Below are 15411 nucleotides of genomic sequence, written 5' to 3' on the forward strand. Positions count from 1 at the left end.
GTCGCGGGGCTTGTCCGGCCGCCGCGGCATCCCCACACTGTGCCGATGATCGGCACCTGGCTGTTCCTGCTCGCCATCGCGGTCGCGGTCTGGGCCTGGATGGACATCCTGCGCGCGCGCGAACTCGCGATCGCGCACAGCCGCACGCTCTGTCGCGAGGCGGGCGTGCAACTGCTCGACCAGACGGTGTCGCTGAAGCGCCTCGCCATCGCGCGGCGCGATGGCCTGCCGACGGTCGTGCGCCGCTACGGCTTCGAAGTGAGCATCGACGGTAGCGACCGTCACCGCTGCCATCTCGATCTCGCGGGCCAGCGCCTCGAGGCGTGGAGCCTGCCGCTCGGCGATGACGCGCGGTCGCGCATCGAGCGCCCGACGCACCTGCGCCTCGTGCAGTGAGGCAACGTCGCGGCGGCGCCGCGAACCCGACGGGCGCCTACTTGATCACGCGCAGGTGCGGACGCTTGGGTGCTTCGTCCGGCGTCGGCGCGGTCGGTGGTGGATCGGCCGGCGTACCGTCGGCCTGGAACATCATGCCCTGGCCGTTCTCCTGCGCGTAGATCGCCAGCACCGCGCTCATCGGCACGTACACCGATTGGCTGATGCCGCCGAAACGCGCGAGGAACTGCACGCGATCGTTGGCGATCTCGAACTGGCCGACCGCGCGCGCCGCGACATTGAGGACGATGCGCCCGTCCTTGGCCGCGCCGGGCGGCACGCGCACGCCTTCCGCGCCGGCGTCGACGAGCAGGTACGGGGTGAGGCCGTTGTCGCTGATCCACTCGTGGAACGCGCGCAACAGGTACGGGCGGTTGGACGTCATCGCCGGGGCGTTCACGCAAGCTCTCCGCAGCAACACGCGATCCACTGCGTCACGGACGCAAGCCCTTCTCTTCCACGGTAAGGCTGCGCGTGAAGCCCTGGCTGCGGAAGATGCGCTCGCCGTAGTCGATGATCGCCTGCGCCTCGCGCGGCAGCTGCACGCCGAGCGAATCGAGGCGCCACACCAGCGGCGCGAGCGCGCAGTCGGCGAGGCTGATCTCGGGGCTGAGGAAGAAGCGCGAGGCCTTGAACGCCCCCGCGTTCTTGACGAGGTCGTCGCGCAGCGCGCGGCGCGCGCCGTCGGCGGCACGGCCGCCTGCCTCGATCTCGTCGACGAGGGTGAGCCAATCGTTCTCGATGCGCACGATCGCCAGTCGCAGGCGCGCGCGGGACAGCGGATCGACCGGCATCAGCGGCGGATGCGGGTAGCGCTCGTCGAGGTATTCGCAGATGACCGAGGTGTCGTACAGGACGAGATCGCGGTCGACGAGGGTCGGGACCGAGTTGTAAGGGTTGAGGTCGATCAGGTCCTCGGGCGGGTCGTTCAGGTCCACCAGAACGTGGTCGTAGGTCACGCCCTTGGCCGCTAGGGTCATGCGTACCCGATGGCAGTGCACGCAGTTGTGGGCCGAATACAGGGTCAAGACGGTACGCGAACGCTGGTTCAAGGCCATGCTGGATCCCCTACTCCCTTCGAAGCGAGCCCTTCGCCGGCAATGTACTACGCGGCGGCAGCGCCCGCCTAGGATGGGGGGAAACACCGTCCGGACGCGGAATCGGCGCGAGAAACGAGTGCCGCAGGGGATTCGACGGCGGCGGGGAACCCGCCGGGATGCGGGGCGGCGATGGCCGCCGCCCCGGGGGCGTCAATGCACGTCCTTCCAGAACTCGTGCTTGAGCAGGTAGGCGAGCAGCGTGAACAGCGCGAGGTAGAGCAGCACCCACACGCCCATCGACTCGCGCTGCAGCGCGGCCGGCTCGCCGGCGTACTGCAGGAAGGTGGCGATGTCGCGTGCCGTGCGGTCGAACTCCTCGGCGTTCTGGCGGCCCGGCGTGTGCAGTTCGAGCTTCTCGATCGACGCGTCGTGGCCTTCCGCGGCCGGCTTGGTCACCGCGGTCTGGATGCCCTGCAGTTCCCACAAGGCGTTCGGCATCGACACGTTCGGGAACAGCGTGTTGTTCCAGCCGAGCGGGCGGCTCGGGTCGACGTAGAACGACTTGAGGTAGTTGTAGATCCAGCCCTCCGGCTTCGAGCGCGCTTCGAGCGAGAGGTCGGGCGGTGCCTTGCCGAACCACTTCGCGCCGTCTTCCGGAGGCATGTGGCTGATCACCGGGTCGCCGATCTTGCCGCCGGCGAACATGAAGTTCTGTTCGACGTCCTTCGGATCGAGCTTCAAGTCCTCGGCGATGCGCGAGTAGCGCAGGAAGCGCAGCGAATGGCAACCCGAGCAGTAGTTGAAGAACAGGCGCGCGCCGCGCTGCATCGAGGCGACGTCGTCGAGGCGGATGTTGGCCGGCTCGAGGCCGCCTTCTTCGGAGGCGTGCGCGACGCCGACGCCGATCAGGCCGGCCACCAGCAGGGCTGCAATCTTGCGGAACATCGCGCTCCTCGGGGTATTGGTCGTGGCCTTAGTCATGCGTCGTCACCCGTTCCGGCACCGGCTTGGTCTTCTCGAAGCCGAACTTCGTGTAGACCCAGATGAAGGCGAAATAGCCGAAATAGACGAGGGTCCAGAACCGGCCGAACAGGTTCTCGATGAAGGTGGCATCCGCCTTCTCGCCGAACCATTCCGGGATCTTCTCCGCCGTCACGCCCGCACCGACCGCGGCGAGCATGATGAACGACAGCGCGAACAGGCCGAGCGCGACCTTGTAGCCGGTGCCGCGGTAGCGCACCGACTTGACCATGCCCTTGTCGAGCCACGGCAGCAGGAACAGCAGCACGATCGCGCCGAACATCGCGATCACGCCCCACACCGCCGTGCCGAAGAACGACGGGATCATGCGCAGGATCGCGTAGAACGGCGTGAAGTACCACACCGGCTTGATGTGCGTCGGCGTGGCGAGGTTGTTCGCCGGCAGGAAGTTGTCGTGCTCGAGGAACCAGCCGCCGAAGGTCGGCGCGTAGAAGATGATGAACGCGGCGATCAGCAGGAAGAAGCCGGTGCCGAAGATGTCCTTCACCGTGTAGTACGGGTGGAACGCGATGCCGTCGAGCGGCGTGCCGTCCGGCTTCTTCTTTTCCTTGATCTCGACGCCGTCCGGGTTGTTCGAGCCCACCTCGTGCAGCGCACCGAGGTGCAGCACGACCAGCAGCAGCAGCACGAGCGGCAGCGCGATCACGTGCAGCGCGAAGAAGCGGTTGAGGGTGGCGTCGGCCGGCAGGTAGTCGCCCATGATCCACTCGACCAGCGAGTCGCCGATGAGCGGGATCGTGCCGAACAGCGAGATGATCACCTTCGCGCCCCAGAACGACATGTTGCCCCACGGCAGCACGTAGCCCATGAACGCCTCGGCCATCAGCGCGAGGAAGATCAGCATGCCGAGGATCCACACGAGCTCGCGCGGCTTCTTGTACGAGCCGTACATCAGGCCACGGAACATGTGCAGGTAGACGACGACGAAGAACAGCGAGGCGCCGGTCGAATGCATGTAGCGGATCAGCCAGCCCCAGCTGACGTCGCGCATGATGTACTCGACCGAGGCGAACGCGGCCGAGATGCCCGGCGCGACGAGTTCCGCGCTCGGCTTGTAGTGCATCGTCAGGAAGATGCCGGTGAGGATCTGGTTGACCAGCACCAGCAGCGCGAGCGAGCCGAAGTAGTACCAGAGGTTGAAGTTCTTCGGCGCGTAGTAGCCGCTCGTGTGCGCGTTGAGGAACGAGAGTACCGGCAGGCGGTCCTCGACCCAGGCGAGCACGCGGTTCTTCGGCTGGAGGCGCGTCATCGTGGTGCCCATTACGCAGCCTCCTTGCCCGGATCGACGCCGATCAGGATGTGCGTGTCGTCGACGAAGTGGTACTTCGGCACCATGAGGTTCGCCGGTGCGGGCACGCCGTCGAAGACGCGACCGGCCATGTCGTAGCGCGACTTGTGGCACGGGCAGTAGAAGCCGCCCTTCCACTGCGGATCGAACGGTTCGGGCTTGAGCTCGGGGAAGAAGTCCGGCACGCAGCCGAGGTGCGTGCAGATGCCGGTCACGACCAGCCATTCGGGCTTGATCGAGCGGTGCTCGTTCTTCGCGTACTCGGGCTGCTGCGCCGTGTTGTCCGACTTCGGGTCGCGCAGGCGCGCGTCGACCGTGACCAGCGTGTCGAGCTGCGCCTTGGTGCGGTTCACCACGAACACGGGCAGGCCGCGCCATTCGAAGGTGACCTTCTGGCCCGCCTCGATCTTGCCGATGTCGGCGAGCACCGGCGCGCCGGCCGACTTCGCCCTCTCGCTCGGCTCCCACGACTTGACGAAGGGGATCGCGGCCAGCGCGACACCCGCACCACCGACGACCGAGGTCGTCGCGGTCAGGAATCGACGGCGCCCCTTGTCCACCACAGCATCGTTTGCCATCAGCACTCCGCTGCAAAGCTGAAAAAAAAATCCGCGGGAACCACGTTACCCGCGCCGATGACCGGCCGCGCCGGTCGCACCGCCGCGCCCCGCTCGCGCGTGCACGCCGCGGCGAAAACCGGGCGGTCGCGCGGCCTGCGGGCCGGGCCCCAAAATCGTGGTAGTTTAACGAACGCCCCCGCACCGCACAATCAAAGCGGTGCCCTTTACGATCGCCGCAGCGCCGCCGCGGCCAGCCGGAACTCCATGCAGAGCCGCCGTTACCACGACATCGCCGTCTTCGTCATGCGTAGCGTCGTCGTCGGCCTCGCCGCGGCATTCGTGCTCAGCGTGTTCGCGCCGCGACTGGTCGAGCGCCTGCGCGGTTCCGGCGCCACCTCCGGCGCCGAAAGCGCCTACGCGGGGCGCGGTCCGGTTTCCTACGCGGAGGCGGTCGGCCACGCGTCTCCGTCGGTGGTCAACATCTACGCGAACCGCATCACCACGTTGCGCCGCGCCTACCCGGTGCCCGACCCGATCAACCAGCGCCTGCTCGGCTACGTGACCGGGCCTCTGATCCAGCGTCGCGACCAGAGCCTCGGTTCCGGCGTGATCTTCAGCGCCGACGGCTACGTGCTGACCAACAACCACGTGATCACCGGGGCCGACGACATCCAGGTGCTGCTCGACGACGGCCGCGTCGCCCAGGCGCAGGTCACCGGCACCGATGCCGAAACCGACCTCGCCGTGCTGAAGATCGACGCCAAGGGCCTGCCCGCGATCGACATCGCCGAGAACACCGCGCCGACCGTCGGCGACGTCGTCCTCGCGATCGGCAATCCCGCCGGTTTCGGCAAGACCGTGACGATGGGCATCGTCAGCGCGACCGGGCGCCAGCTGAACCTGTCCGCCTACGAGGACTTCATCCAGACCGACGCGGCGATCAACGCCGGCAACTCGGGCGGCGCGCTGATCAACGCGCTCGGCGAACTCATCGGCATCAACACGGCGGTCTACAACAAACCGATCTCGACCGGCCTCGGCCGCGCGCAGATGCCTGAAGGGATCGGCTTCGCGATCCCGGTCACGACCGCGAAGACGGTGCTCGACCAGATCATCAAGCACGGTCACGTGATCCGCGGCTGGATCGGCGCCGAGTACACCGACGTCCCGCCCGCGGCGGGCGCGACCGGACGCCAGCCCGGCGTGGTCGTCATGCGCGTGCTGCCCGAGAGCCCTGCGGCGCAGGCGAGCCTGCAGCCGGGCGACCTCCTGCTGAAGCTCGACGGCGTCGCGATCGCGGACCAGGGCGACCTGCTCACGCGCGAGGCGGCGTTCGCGCCGGGCACGAAGGTGCGCCTCGAGGGCCTGCGCGGCAACGTGCCGTTCGCGGTCGACCTCGTGCTCGTGCAACGCCCCGCACCGAGCACGACCGGAGCGTAGGCCGGACGCCGCAACGCGGCAGCCGCCTCACCGGGAGAGAATCGAAGCGCGAGCGGCCTACAGCGCCTTCGCGTAGCGGTCGCGCAAGGTCGCGACGCGCTCGACGTAGACCTGCGTCTCGTCGTACGGCGGCACGCCGCGGTATTTCTGCACCGCACCGGGACCCGCGTTGTAGGCTGCGGTGGCGAGGCGCGCGTCACCGTTGAAGTTCTTCAGCAGCATCGCGAGATAGCGCGCGCCGCCGCGGATGTTCTGGTTGGCGTCGAACGCGTCGGCGACGCCCATGTCGGTCGCGGTGTCGGGCATCAGCTGCATGAGCCCTTGCGCGCCCTTGTTCGACAACGCCATCGGGTTGAACGCCGACTCCGCGTGGATCACCGCGTGCAACAGCGCGCTGTCGAGGCCGAACTCGGCCGCGGCGGCGGCGATCTCCGCCTTGTACGCGTCGATGTGCAGCGCAGTGCGCGCGAAATCGATCTTCGAGTGGATGTCGCAGGCGACGCAGGTCGCGATGTAGGTGAACAGCACCGCGAACGCGCCGCCGCTCGGCTTGATGTTCGTGTATTCGGTGATGCCGTTCTTGCGCTGGACGCGATAGACGGCGCCGCGCAGCACGCGCGGCACGGCTGCCACCGGCGTGGCCGAAGCGACCGGCGGCTCGGCCTGCGCGAACGCGCGAGCGCGATTGGGCAGCGGACGATACGGCGCCGCGATGAACAGCGGATTGCCGACCGTAGCGGCCGTGCTCGCGACGTCGGCGAGCACGACCGAGAAATCCTGCGGCACGTACACGGGCGCGCTGCTCGCGACGTCCGCCGCGACGCGCCGGAAATCCGCGCGCACGATCGAGGCGGGCTCGCTCGCGACCGCGGCATCGACCGCGGAAAAATCCGCCGCGTTCTCCTCGTACACCCAGCCCGTCTTCGGCACCGGCTTCGCATGTGCCGTCGCCTCGTGCGCGGGCGCCACAACCGGGGCCTTCGCCTTCGGCGGATCGGCGAAGACGGAAATCGCCTTGCAGTTCGAGTAGCCCTTGGTCGTACTGGTGTAGGCGATGCTGCCGTCGGTCGTGTCGCACTTGTACAGCACACTCGCACGCGCGCCTGCCGGACAGAGCAGCAGGAGGGCAATCCCCGTGATGGCGGCGGGCAAGCGGGACGACATGGGCGCTATTCAAACCTATCCGGCTCAAGAGTTTCCGCTGCATTGTTCACGTTGCCAAGCGCGAAATGTGACGCGCTGCACCATGCAGTCGGGATTTTCTGACCCCGCCGCCGCGCGCCGGTTCCCCGCGGGCGCTAAGCCTTTGCCGGGCAATGCTAAACTGCACGGTCCACGACGCCTCCACCCCGACCATGACCGGCAAGCTCTACATCAAGACCCACGGTTGCCAGATGAACGAGTACGACTCGGCCAAGATGGCCGACGTGCTGCGCGCGTCGCACGGCCTTGAGCTGACCCAGGACGAGGCCGAAGCCGACGTCATCCTCGTCAACACCTGCTCGATCCGCGAGAAGGCGCAGGAGAAGGTGTTCAGCCAGCTCGGTCGCTGGAAGCAGCACAAGCTGGATGGCAAGCCGGTGCTGATCGGCGTCGGCGGCTGCGTCGCGAGCCAGGAGGGCGACGCGATCGTCAAGCGCGCACCCTTCGTCGACCTCGTGTTCGGGCCGCAGACCCTGCACCGCCTGCCCGACCTCATCGAGGCGCGGCGCGCGACCGGCAAGCCGCAGGTCGACATCTCGTTCCCGGAGATCGAGAAGTTCGACAAGCTGCCCGAGCCTCGCGCGGAAGGTCCGAGTGCGTTCGTCTCCATCATGGAAGGCTGCTCGAAATACTGCTCGTTCTGCGTCGTGCCGTACACGCGCGGCGAGGAGATCAGCCGCCCGTTCGACGACGTCGTCGCCGAGATCGCCGCGCTCGCCGAACAGGGCGTGCGCGAGGTGAACCTGCTCGGCCAGAACGTCAACGCCTACCGCGGCGCGATGCACGACGGCTCCATCGCCGACCTCGGCCTGCTCATCCACGCGATCGCCGAGATCGACGGCATCGGCCGCATCCGCTTCACGACGTCGCACCCGCTCGAGTTCTCCGACTCGCTCGTCGACGCGTATGCGAACGTGCCGCAGCTCGCCAACTTCCTGCACCTGCCGGTGCAGTCCGGCTCGGACCGCATCCTCGCCGCGATGAAGCGCGGCTACACCGCGCTCGAGTTCAAGCAGAAGATCCGCAAGCTGCGCGCGGTGCGCCCCGACATCTGCATCTCGTCGGACTTCATCGTCGGGTTCCCCGGCGAGACCGACACCGACTTCGACAAGACGATGAAGCTCATCGACGACGTCGGCTTCGACCAGAGCTTCTCGTTCATCTACTCCAAGCGCCCCGGCACACCCGCGGCGAACCTCGCCGACGACACGTCCGACGCGGTCAAGCACGCGCGCCTCGAGCGCCTGCAGGCGGCGATCAACGCGAACGCTAAGGCGATCAGCGAGTCGATGGTCGGCAGCGTGCAGCGCGTGCTGGTGGAAGGTCCGTCGCGCAAGAACGCGAACGAACTCACCGGCAAGACCGAGAACATGCGCTCGGTGAACTTCCCGGCGCCGACACGCCTGATCGGGCGCTTCGTCGACGTCGTCATCACCGAAGCGCTGACCAACTCGCTGCGCGGTCGCGTGAACCTCGACGACGGGCTCGCCGCCGGCGCCGCGTGAGCGCGCCGCTCGCCATCCGCGAGATCGGCGCGGACGGCTTCGCGCGCGCCTGGCCGATCTTCCGCGCGGTCGTCGCCGCGGGCGACACCTACAGCTATCCGCCGGACATCGACGAAGCGCTGGCACGCGCGATGTGGACGACGCCGCCGAGCCGCTGCTTCGTCGCCGAACGCGACGACGAGGTGCTCGGCGTCTACATGCTGCGCCCGAACCAGCCCGGCCTCGGCGACCACGTCGCCAACTGCGGCTACATGGTGTCGCCGCACGCGCGCGGCCAGGGCGTCGCTTCGGCGATGTGCGAGCACTCGCTCGCGCAGGCACGCGGGGCGGGCTTCACCGCGATGCAGTACAACTTCGTCGTCGGCAGCAACGAAGCCGCGGTGCGGCTCTGGCAACGCCACGGTTTCGCGATCGTCGGCCGCGTGCCGGCGGCGTTCCGCCACGCGCGGCTCGGGCCGACCGACGTGTTCGTGATGCACCGGATGCTGTAGGCGCCGCGATCGCGCCGAGCCGCGCCCTCCCAGCGCCGCTTCAATCGAGTCGCTTGTGGAAGCGCAGGATCGCCGCGCTCATCATCACCGCGGTGAACGCGAGCAACGCGACGACGTCGATCCACATCTCGGCGAGCCCTGCGCCGCGCAGCATGATGCCGCGGATGAGGCGCAGGAAATGCGTGAGCGGCATCACCTCGGCGAGCCACTGCACGACCTTCGGCATGCCCGCGAACGGGAACATGAAGCCCGACAGCAGGATCGACGGCAGGAACACGAAGAACGTCATCTGCATCGCCTGGAACTGCGACTGCGCCTTGGTCGAGATCATGAGGCCGAGCGTGAGGTTGGCCAGTATGAGCAGGCCCGCCGCGAAGTAGACGTCGAGCAGGCTGCCGCGCACCGGCACCGTGAACAGCCAGATGCCGAGCGCGAGGATCACCGTCGTCTGCACGAGGCCGATGGCGATGAACGGCAGCACCTTGCCGACCATGAGTTCGGTGCGCGACAGCGGCGTCGCGATGAGCAGCTCCATGTTGCCGCGCTCGCGCTCGCGCACGATCGACACGCCGGTGAACAGTACCATCGTCATGGTCAGGATCACGCCGATCAGGCCGGGCACGATGTTGACCGCGGACCGCCGCTCCGGGTTGTAGAACGCGACGACGCCGATCGGCGCGGGCGGCGGCGTGCTCGCGGGCGGCGCCTCGCGCGCGCGCGTCGACGCGTCGAGCGCCATCTGCGCGAGCTGCGCCGCGGCGCCCTGCACCGACGTGTCGCTGCCGTCGACCATCACCTGCACCGCTTCGCGGCCCTGCGCCTTGCGCTGCTCGAAGTCGGGCGGCACCGCGATGCCGACACTGATCTCGCCCCGTCGCAGCATCGCGACGAGCTCGTCCGGTGTGCGCGCCTCGGCGACCGGCGCGACCACGCCGGTCGCGAGCATGTCCATCACCACTGCGCGCGAGCCGGCCGTGTTCGCCTGGTCGGCGATGCCGGCAGCGAGGCCGCGCAGGTTCAGGTTGATCGCGTAACCGAACAGCACGAGCTGCATGACCGGGATGCCGACGATCATCGCGAGCGTGATGCGGTCGCGGCGCATCTGCCGCAGCTCCTTCAGCACGACGGCCCACAGGCGACGCAGGTTCATGCAGCGCGCTCCTGCTCGCCGTCGTGCGTGGCCGAGACGAACACGTCCTCGAGGTTCGGCGCGGTCTCCTCGATGTCGGCCTTCTGGCCGGCGCGGGCGAGCGCGTCGGCGACGCGCTGCCTCGCGTCACCGCGGCCGTCGGCGATCAGCACGCGCAGGCTGTTGCCGATCTGCGCGACGCTGAGCACGCCGTCGACGCCGACCAGAGCGCGCTGCGCGCGGCGCGGATCCGCCGCGGCGACGAGCAGCGTCCGCCCGGCGAGTTCACCGGTGAGTTCGTCCGGCGTGCCATCGGCGACGAGCACGCCGCGATCGAGGATTGCGATGCGGTGGCAGCGCTCGGCTTCGTCCATGTAGTGGGTCGACACAAGCAGGGTCGTGCCCGCATCGGCGAGCTCGAAGAGCTTTTCCCAGAAGTCGCGCCGCGACTCGGGATCGACCGCACTGGTCGGCTCGTCGAGGAACAGCAGTTCGGGCTCGTTGATGACCGCGCAGGCGAGCGCGAGGCGCTGCTTCTGGCCGCCGCTCATCGTGCCGGCGAGCTGGCGCTGGCGATCGGCGAAGTGGTACTGCTCGACCAGCTCGTCGATGCGCCGCTTCGCGCGCGCACGCGGCAGCGTCTGCACGTCGGCGAGGAATTCGAGGTTCTCGCGCACGGTCAGGTCCTCGAACAGCGAGAACTTCTGCGTCATGTAGCCGATGCGCGTGCGCAATTGCTCGGCCTGCGCGGGCACCGACAGGCCGAGCACGTCGATCTCCCCTTCGCTCGGCGTGAGCAGGCCGCAGAGCATGCGGATCGTGGTCGACTTGCCGGAGCCGTTCGGACCGAGGAATCCGTAGACATTGCGGCGCGGCACCGCGAGGTCGACGTGGTCGACCGCGACGAGCGTGCCGAAACGCTTGGTCAGGCCGTGCGCGCGGATCGCGAGATCGGCGTCGCCGGGCGCGTTCATTTCGCCGCTCCGCCGAACTCGGCGCGGACCGGCAGACCGGCGGGGAGCGCGGCCGCGTCGCCGCCGAGCGCGACTTCGGCGAGGTAGCTCAGGCGCGCGACGTCCTCGCCGATCAGCGCGTAGTACGGCGTGAACACGGGCTCGCTGCGGATCATGCGGACGCTGCCTTCGTACGACGCCGGCTGGTCGCCGATGCGGATGCGCACGCGGTCGCCGACGTGCACGGATGTGCGCAGCGGTTCGGGCACGTAGATGCGCGCGTACGGTGCGTCGCCGGCGAGCAGGATCGCGAGCGCGGCCCCGACCGGCGCCTGGTCGCCGAGTCGATACGGCAGGCTGTCGACGCGCGCCGCACGCGGCGCGACGACGGCGAGCTTGCCGAGCAGCACGCGTTGCGCATCCGCTTCGGCGAGCGCGGCCGCGAGCGCGGCTTCGCCCTGCGCGACCTGTTCGCCGCGCGTGCCGTGCAGGAGTTCGTCGAGCGCGGCGCGGGCCGCGCGCACCTTGCCGTCGGCGTTGCCGGCGGCCGCGCGCGCGCGGTCGAGATCGGCCGCAGCGACGTAGTTGCGATCCTTCAGCGGCAACAGGCGCGCGTAGTACGCGCGCGCCTCGCGCGCCTCGGCCTCGACCGCTGCGAGGTTCGCGCGGGCCTGCGCGATGTCCTCCGCGCGCGGTCCCGCCTCGAGCTCGGCGAGTGCGTCGCGCGCACGCTGTGCGGTCGCCTCGGCGGCGGCGAGCTGCGCCCTCGTGTGTGCGGGATCGAGCGCGAGCAACGCCTGTCCCGCGGCGACCTGCTCACCCTCGTGCACGTCGATCGCGACGATGCGCTCGGCCGCCGGCGCCGGCAGGCTCACGCGATCGAACTCGAGCGTGCCGAGCGCCTGCGGCGGTGGCTTCGCGCACGCGCCGAGCAGCAGCACCACGACGACCGACAGGCGCAGGTTCACGGCGGTTCTCCGGAAACGGAAACGGGATGTCTTCACGGGCGACTCCTAGCCGGGGCCGAGGCCGCGGTCGAGCAGCGCGATCGTGTGTGCGCGCAGCGTCTCGGCGCCGATGTCGGACGCCTGGAACAGGCTGCGCCAGATCGGCGCGCTCGCCGCCGGGAACAACGTCAGGCCGATCAGCGAGACGACGGTCAGGCGCGGATCGAGATCGGGATTGAGCACGCCTTCGCGCTGAGCCTGGGCGAAGCGCTGCGCGAGCAGCACGGGCAGTTGCGGTCCGACGCGCTCGAGCAGCACGTCGCGCAACTGGCCGCCCTCGCACAGCACCTCGCGCACCCACAGCGCGGGCAGCCACGGGTGCCGCTCGACGAGTCCGGCGACGCCACGCACGAACGCGGCGATGAGACCGGCGACGTCGCTCGCATCGACCGGCAACGATTCGCGCAAGGTGTCGACCGCAGGCAGCAGGCGCTCTTCGACGACCGCCTCGCGCAGCTGCTGCGCATCGCCGAAGTAGTAGTGCAGCAGTGCGGGCGTGACGCCTGCCTCGCGCGCGATCGCGCGCAGCGACGTCGCCGCGATGCCGTCGCGCACGTAGCACGCGAGCGCGGCGTCGAGCAGGCGCGGGCGCAGGTCCGGACTCGCCGCAACGGGACGACCCGGGGTACGTGGCCGGGCCGGGGGCCGGCCGGGAGCGCGTTTCGTGACCATGGATTTAATTTAATTGATCGATTAATTATTTGCAAGCCACGCGGCTTCGCACCCCTCGGTCCGGCTCCGGGACCGCGCCAGCGGCTCTCGCGGCGAACTTCGCAGCCGCACGCCCCTGACCTCGGCGTCTGGCGACGCACGGCGGGTGCGCGCTACCCTCGCGCGCCTATGACGGACCTCATCCACCACGACTTCACGCTCGAGCCCGCCGACGGCGAGCGCCTCTCCAACCTGGCCGGCCCGTTCGACGAGAACCTGCGCCAGATCGAACTGCGCCTCGGCGTGGAGATCGCCAACCGCGGCAACGTGTTCCGCGTGACCGGCAATGCACACGCGGTGAAGCTCGGCGAACACGTGCTGCGCGATCTCTACGCGGCGACCGAGCACGAAGCGCTGAGCGGCGCGCAGGTCAACCTGCGCCTGTCCGAGTCGGGCATCGACGCGCTCGACGCGCGCGCGGAGGGCGCGCAGGACGTCGCGATCAAGACCAAGCGCGGCACGATCCGCGGCCGCGGCGCGAACCAGCAGCGCTACCTGCACGCGATCGCCACGCACGACGTCAACTTCGGGGTTGGACCCGCCGGCACCGGCAAGACCTACCTCGCCGTCGCGATGGCGGTCGACGCGCTCAACGACAATCGCGTGCAGCGCCTCATCCTCGTGCGCCCCGCGGTCGAGGCGGGCGAGAAGCTCGGCTTCCTGCCCGGCGACCTCACCCAGAAGGTCGATCCGTACCTGCGCCCGCTGTACGACGCGCTGTACGAGATGCTCGGCATCGAGAAGGTGGGCAAGCTCATCGAGCGCAGCGTGATCGAGATCGCACCGCTCGCGTACATGCGCGGGCGCACGCTCAACGACGCGTTCGTGATCCTCGACGAGGCGCAGAACACGACCGTCGAGCAGATGAAGATGTTCCTCACGCGCATCGGCTTCGGTTCCGTCGCGGTCGTCACCGGCGACATGACGCAGAACGACCTGCCGCGCCACGTGAAGTCGGGCCTGCGCGACGCGATCGAAGTGCTGCGCGACGTCGACGGCGTGAGCTTCACGTTCTTCACCGCGAAGGACGTCGTGCGACACCCGCTCGTGCAGCGGATCGTGCGCGCGTACGAGCAGCGCGAGGCGACCGCGGAGACGCTCGCCTCGAAGGCGACGCGAACCGATGAAAGCTGACGCGCGCCGCCGCCCCGTCGCGAAGGCCGCGCGCGAGCGCGCCGACTCGCGCGTCTGCCTGTGGCTGCGCAACGAGGCCGGCCGCAAGGGCGTGCCGGTGCTGCGCACGTTCGAACGCTGGCTCGCCGCGATCCCCGACCTCGAACGACGGCGCGGCTGGAGCGAGATCAACATCCTCGTCGTCGGCCGCGCGGCCGGGCGGCGCTACAACCGCCAGTTCCGTGGCCGCGACTACGCGACCAACGTGCTGAGCTTTCCGTACGAGCCCGCGCCCGGCGAACACAGCGGCCTGCTCGGCGACCTCGTCATCTGCGCGCCCGTCGTCGCGCGCGAGGCGCGCGAACAGGGCAAGGACGCGCGCGACCATTTCGCGCACATGACGATCCACGGCGTGCTCCACCTGCTCGGCTACGACCACGAGGAGATGGGCGAGGCCGAGCGCATGGAAGCGCTCGAGACGCGCATCCTCGCCGGCCTCGGGATCGCCGACCCGTACCGCGACGACGCCGCCTGACGCGCCTTTTTCACTGCCGCGTCAGCCGCTTGCACCGGCCTCACCGCGCTGCAACCTTGCCGTCTCCGCGCTTTTGCTACACTGCCGCCCCGCCCGCAAGGGCTCGCAGCGGCACGCAATGAGCGAGGATCCTCCCAGTACACCGCCACGATCGTGGTTCGAGCGCATCACCCAGGCGCTTTCCGGCGAACCGCAGAGTCGCGAGGAGCTCATCGAGGAACTGCGCCACGCCCAGGCCAACGGCCTGCTGTCCAACGACACGCTGTCGATGGTCGAGGGCGCGATCGAAGTCGCCGACCTCACCGTCTCCGACGTCATGGTGCCGCGCGCGCAGATGGTCTCGCTGCCGATCGACGCGCCGCTCAAGCAGATCCTCACCGACGTGCTCGAGTCGGGCCATTCGCGCTTCCCCGTGCACGCGGGCGACAAGGACGAAATCCTCGGCATCCTGCTCGCCAAGGACCTGCTGCGCTGCTTCGTCGAAGGCGCCGACTGCGACATCCGCAAGCTGCTGCGCCCGGTCACGATGATCCCGGAGTCGAAGCGGCTGAACATCCTGCTGAAGGAGTTCCGCCTGTCGCGCAACCACATGGCGATCGTCGTCGACGAGTACGGCGGCGTCGCCGGCCTCATCACGATCGAGGACGTGCTCGAGCAGATCGTCGGCGACATCGGCGACGAGCACGACGACGACGACGACAAGCACACGATGATCCAGCCCGCGGCGAACGGCGACTTCCTCGTCAACGCGCTCACCCCGATCGCGGAATTCAACGAACGCTTCGGCTGCGACCTCAGCGACGAGGCGTTCGACACCGTCGGCGGCATGATCACCTCGGAGATCGGCCACCTGCCCGAAGTCGGCGAGGAAGCGACGCTCGGCGGCTTCCACTTCCACGTGACGAAGGCCGACGCGCGCCGCGTGCAGCAGTTCGCGGTACGGGTGCACGAGGCATGAGG

General features: G+C 69.0%; 17 protein-coding genes. 7 read left to right on the forward strand and 10 right to left on the reverse strand.

Translation table 11 applies throughout. The features are described from left to right. The first annotated feature begins 45 nt into the window (after nucleotides 1-45). On the forward strand, nucleotides 46-396 hold the full coding sequence (locus tag FHW12_RS11950) for a DUF3301 domain-containing protein (protein ID WP_182531248.1): 351 nt from the start codon (nucleotides 46-48) through the stop codon (nucleotides 394-396). 37 nt (nucleotides 397-433) lie between these two features. On the opposite strand, the gene FHW12_RS11955 is transcribed toward FHW12_RS11950, so the two are convergent. The 5 genes from FHW12_RS11955 to petA all read right to left on the reverse strand — a co-directional run bounded on the left by FHW12_RS11955 (nucleotide 434) and on the right by petA (nucleotide 4382). Further along, nucleotides 434-820 carry a ClpXP protease specificity-enhancing factor gene (locus FHW12_RS11955; protein WP_182531377.1) on the reverse strand — a complete coding sequence of 129 codons (387 nt, stop codon included), beginning with the start codon at nucleotides 818-820 and terminating at the stop codon, nucleotides 434-436. A gap of 49 nt (nucleotides 821-869) precedes the next feature. Further along, nucleotides 870-1493 (reverse strand): glutathione S-transferase N-terminal domain-containing protein, encoded by a 624-nt coding sequence (locus FHW12_RS11960; protein ID WP_182531249.1) that lies wholly within the window; start codon nucleotides 1491-1493, stop codon nucleotides 870-872. Nucleotides 1494-1685: 192 nt separating this feature from the next. Further along, nucleotides 1686-2420: a cytochrome c1 gene (locus FHW12_RS11965; RefSeq protein WP_182531250.1), complete on the reverse strand. Its 735-nt coding sequence runs from the start codon at nucleotides 2418-2420 to the stop codon at nucleotides 1686-1688. 28 nt (nucleotides 2421-2448) lie between these two features. Then, complete coding sequence (locus FHW12_RS11970; RefSeq protein ID WP_259393017.1) at nucleotides 2449-3777, reverse strand: cytochrome b; 1329 nt, start codon at nucleotides 3775-3777, stop codon at nucleotides 2449-2451. Continuing rightward, complete coding sequence (gene petA, locus FHW12_RS11975; protein WP_182531251.1) at nucleotides 3777-4382, reverse strand: ubiquinol-cytochrome c reductase iron-sulfur subunit; 606 nt, start codon at nucleotides 4380-4382, stop codon at nucleotides 3777-3779. Before petA ends, FHW12_RS11970 begins: the two co-directional genes overlap by 1 nt. Nucleotides 4383-4628: 246 nt before the next feature. Here petA and FHW12_RS11980 point away from each other — a divergent pair, with 246 nt between their 5' ends. Continuing rightward, complete coding sequence (locus FHW12_RS11980; protein WP_182531252.1) at nucleotides 4629-5804, forward strand: S1C family serine protease; 1176 nt, start codon at nucleotides 4629-4631, stop codon at nucleotides 5802-5804. A gap of 57 nt (nucleotides 5805-5861) precedes the next feature. Here the strand turns inward: FHW12_RS11980 and FHW12_RS11985 are convergent, their stop codons facing one another. Then, the gene (locus tag FHW12_RS11985; RefSeq protein ID WP_182531253.1) at nucleotides 5862-6968 is read right to left on the reverse strand and encodes a lytic transglycosylase domain-containing protein; all 1107 of its coding nucleotides are present in this window, start codon (nucleotides 6966-6968) and stop codon (nucleotides 5862-5864) included. A 191-nt stretch (nucleotides 6969-7159) separates the two neighbouring features. Between FHW12_RS11985 and miaB the strand changes: the two genes are divergently transcribed. Continuing rightward, a complete protein-coding gene (gene miaB / locus FHW12_RS11990; protein ID WP_182531254.1) occupies nucleotides 7160-8512 on the forward strand; it encodes a tRNA (N6-isopentenyl adenosine(37)-C2)-methylthiotransferase MiaB in 1353 nt (450 codons plus the stop codon). After that, nucleotides 8509-9003, forward strand: coding sequence for a GNAT family N-acetyltransferase (locus tag FHW12_RS11995; RefSeq protein ID WP_182531255.1), 495 nt, complete (start codon nucleotides 8509-8511; stop codon nucleotides 9001-9003). Before miaB ends, FHW12_RS11995 begins: the two co-directional genes overlap by 4 nt. A gap of 40 nt (nucleotides 9004-9043) precedes the next feature. Here the strand turns inward: FHW12_RS11995 and FHW12_RS12000 are convergent, their stop codons facing one another. Genes FHW12_RS12000 through FHW12_RS12015 form a run of 4 tightly spaced genes read right to left on the reverse strand, consistent with a single transcriptional unit; the run spans nucleotide 9044 to nucleotide 12764 of the window. Beyond that, the gene (locus FHW12_RS12000; protein WP_182531256.1) at nucleotides 9044-10153 is read right to left on the reverse strand and encodes an ABC transporter permease; all 1110 of its coding nucleotides are present in this window, start codon (nucleotides 10151-10153) and stop codon (nucleotides 9044-9046) included. Next, nucleotides 10150-11076, reverse strand: a complete 927-nt coding sequence (locus FHW12_RS12005; RefSeq protein WP_310735225.1) for an ABC transporter ATP-binding protein — start codon at nucleotides 11074-11076, stop codon at nucleotides 10150-10152. Before FHW12_RS12005 ends, FHW12_RS12000 begins: the two co-directional genes overlap by 4 nt. Nucleotides 11077-11102: 26 nt before the next feature. Beyond that, nucleotides 11103-12053 carry an HlyD family efflux transporter periplasmic adaptor subunit gene (locus FHW12_RS12010; protein ID WP_182531258.1) on the reverse strand — a complete coding sequence of 317 codons (951 nt, stop codon included), beginning with the start codon at nucleotides 12051-12053 and terminating at the stop codon, nucleotides 11103-11105. Between the two features lie 45 nt (nucleotides 12054-12098). Then, the gene (locus FHW12_RS12015) at nucleotides 12099-12764 is read right to left on the reverse strand and encodes a TetR/AcrR family transcriptional regulator (RefSeq protein WP_182531259.1); all 666 of its coding nucleotides are present in this window, start codon (nucleotides 12762-12764) and stop codon (nucleotides 12099-12101) included. 168 nt (nucleotides 12765-12932) lie between these two features. On the opposite strand from FHW12_RS12015, the gene FHW12_RS12020 reads away from it, so the two are divergent. From FHW12_RS12020 to FHW12_RS12030, 3 genes are all read left to right on the forward strand, one after another. Beyond that, complete coding sequence (locus tag FHW12_RS12020; protein ID WP_182531260.1) at nucleotides 12933-13937, forward strand: PhoH family protein; 1005 nt, start codon at nucleotides 12933-12935, stop codon at nucleotides 13935-13937. Continuing rightward, entirely contained in the window at nucleotides 13927-14451 is a 525-nt protein-coding gene (ybeY, locus tag FHW12_RS12025; protein ID WP_182531261.1) for an rRNA maturation RNase YbeY, read from the forward strand. Before FHW12_RS12020 ends, ybeY begins: the two co-directional genes overlap by 11 nt. Before the next feature lie 118 nt (nucleotides 14452-14569). Then, nucleotides 14570-15409, forward strand: coding sequence for an HlyC/CorC family transporter (locus FHW12_RS12030; protein ID WP_182531262.1), 840 nt, complete (start codon nucleotides 14570-14572; stop codon nucleotides 15407-15409). Nucleotides 15410-15411 lie beyond the last annotated feature (2 nt).

Source organism: Dokdonella fugitiva, assembly GCF_014138265.1.
Taxonomy (GTDB): Bacteria; Pseudomonadota; Gammaproteobacteria; order Xanthomonadales; family Rhodanobacteraceae; genus Dokdonella_A; species Dokdonella_A fugitiva_A.

What these genes read in the sequence shown, in the direction of transcription:
- FHW12_RS12015 (WP_182531259.1), bottom strand. Translation starts at nt 12,764, where the DNA reads ATGGTCACGAAACGCGCTCCCGGCCGGCCCCCGGCCCGGCCACGTACC.
- FHW12_RS11965 (WP_182531250.1), bottom strand. Translation starts at nt 2,420, where the DNA reads ATGTTCCGCAAGATTGCAGCCCTGCTGGTGGCCGGCCTGATCGGCGTC.
- FHW12_RS11985 (WP_182531253.1), bottom strand. Translation starts at nt 6,968, where the DNA reads ATGTCGTCCCGCTTGCCCGCCGCCATCACGGGGATTGCCCTCCTGCTG.
- FHW12_RS12030 (WP_182531262.1), top strand. Translation starts at nt 14,570, where the DNA reads ATGAGCGAGGATCCTCCCAGTACACCGCCACGATCGTGGTTCGAGCGC.
- FHW12_RS11955 (WP_182531377.1), bottom strand. Translation starts at nt 820, where the DNA reads ATGACGTCCAACCGCCCGTACCTGTTGCGCGCGTTCCACGAGTGGATC.
- FHW12_RS11970 (WP_259393017.1), bottom strand. Translation starts at nt 3,777, where the DNA reads ATGGGCACCACGATGACGCGCCTCCAGCCGAAGAACCGCGTGCTCGCC.
- petA (WP_182531251.1), bottom strand. Translation starts at nt 4,382, where the DNA reads ATGGCAAACGATGCTGTGGTGGACAAGGGGCGCCGTCGATTCCTGACC.
- miaB (WP_182531254.1), top strand. Translation starts at nt 7,160, where the DNA reads ATGACCGGCAAGCTCTACATCAAGACCCACGGTTGCCAGATGAACGAG.
- ybeY (WP_182531261.1), top strand. Translation starts at nt 13,927, where the DNA reads ATGAAAGCTGACGCGCGCCGCCGCCCCGTCGCGAAGGCCGCGCGCGAG.
- FHW12_RS11960 (WP_182531249.1), bottom strand. Translation starts at nt 1,493, where the DNA reads ATGGCCTTGAACCAGCGTTCGCGTACCGTCTTGACCCTGTATTCGGCC.
- FHW12_RS12000 (WP_182531256.1), bottom strand. Translation starts at nt 10,153, where the DNA reads ATGAACCTGCGTCGCCTGTGGGCCGTCGTGCTGAAGGAGCTGCGGCAG.
- FHW12_RS12020 (WP_182531260.1), top strand. Translation starts at nt 12,933, where the DNA reads ATGACGGACCTCATCCACCACGACTTCACGCTCGAGCCCGCCGACGGC.
- FHW12_RS11980 (WP_182531252.1), top strand. Translation starts at nt 4,629, where the DNA reads ATGCAGAGCCGCCGTTACCACGACATCGCCGTCTTCGTCATGCGTAGC.
- FHW12_RS11950 (WP_182531248.1), top strand. Translation starts at nt 46, where the DNA reads ATGATCGGCACCTGGCTGTTCCTGCTCGCCATCGCGGTCGCGGTCTGG.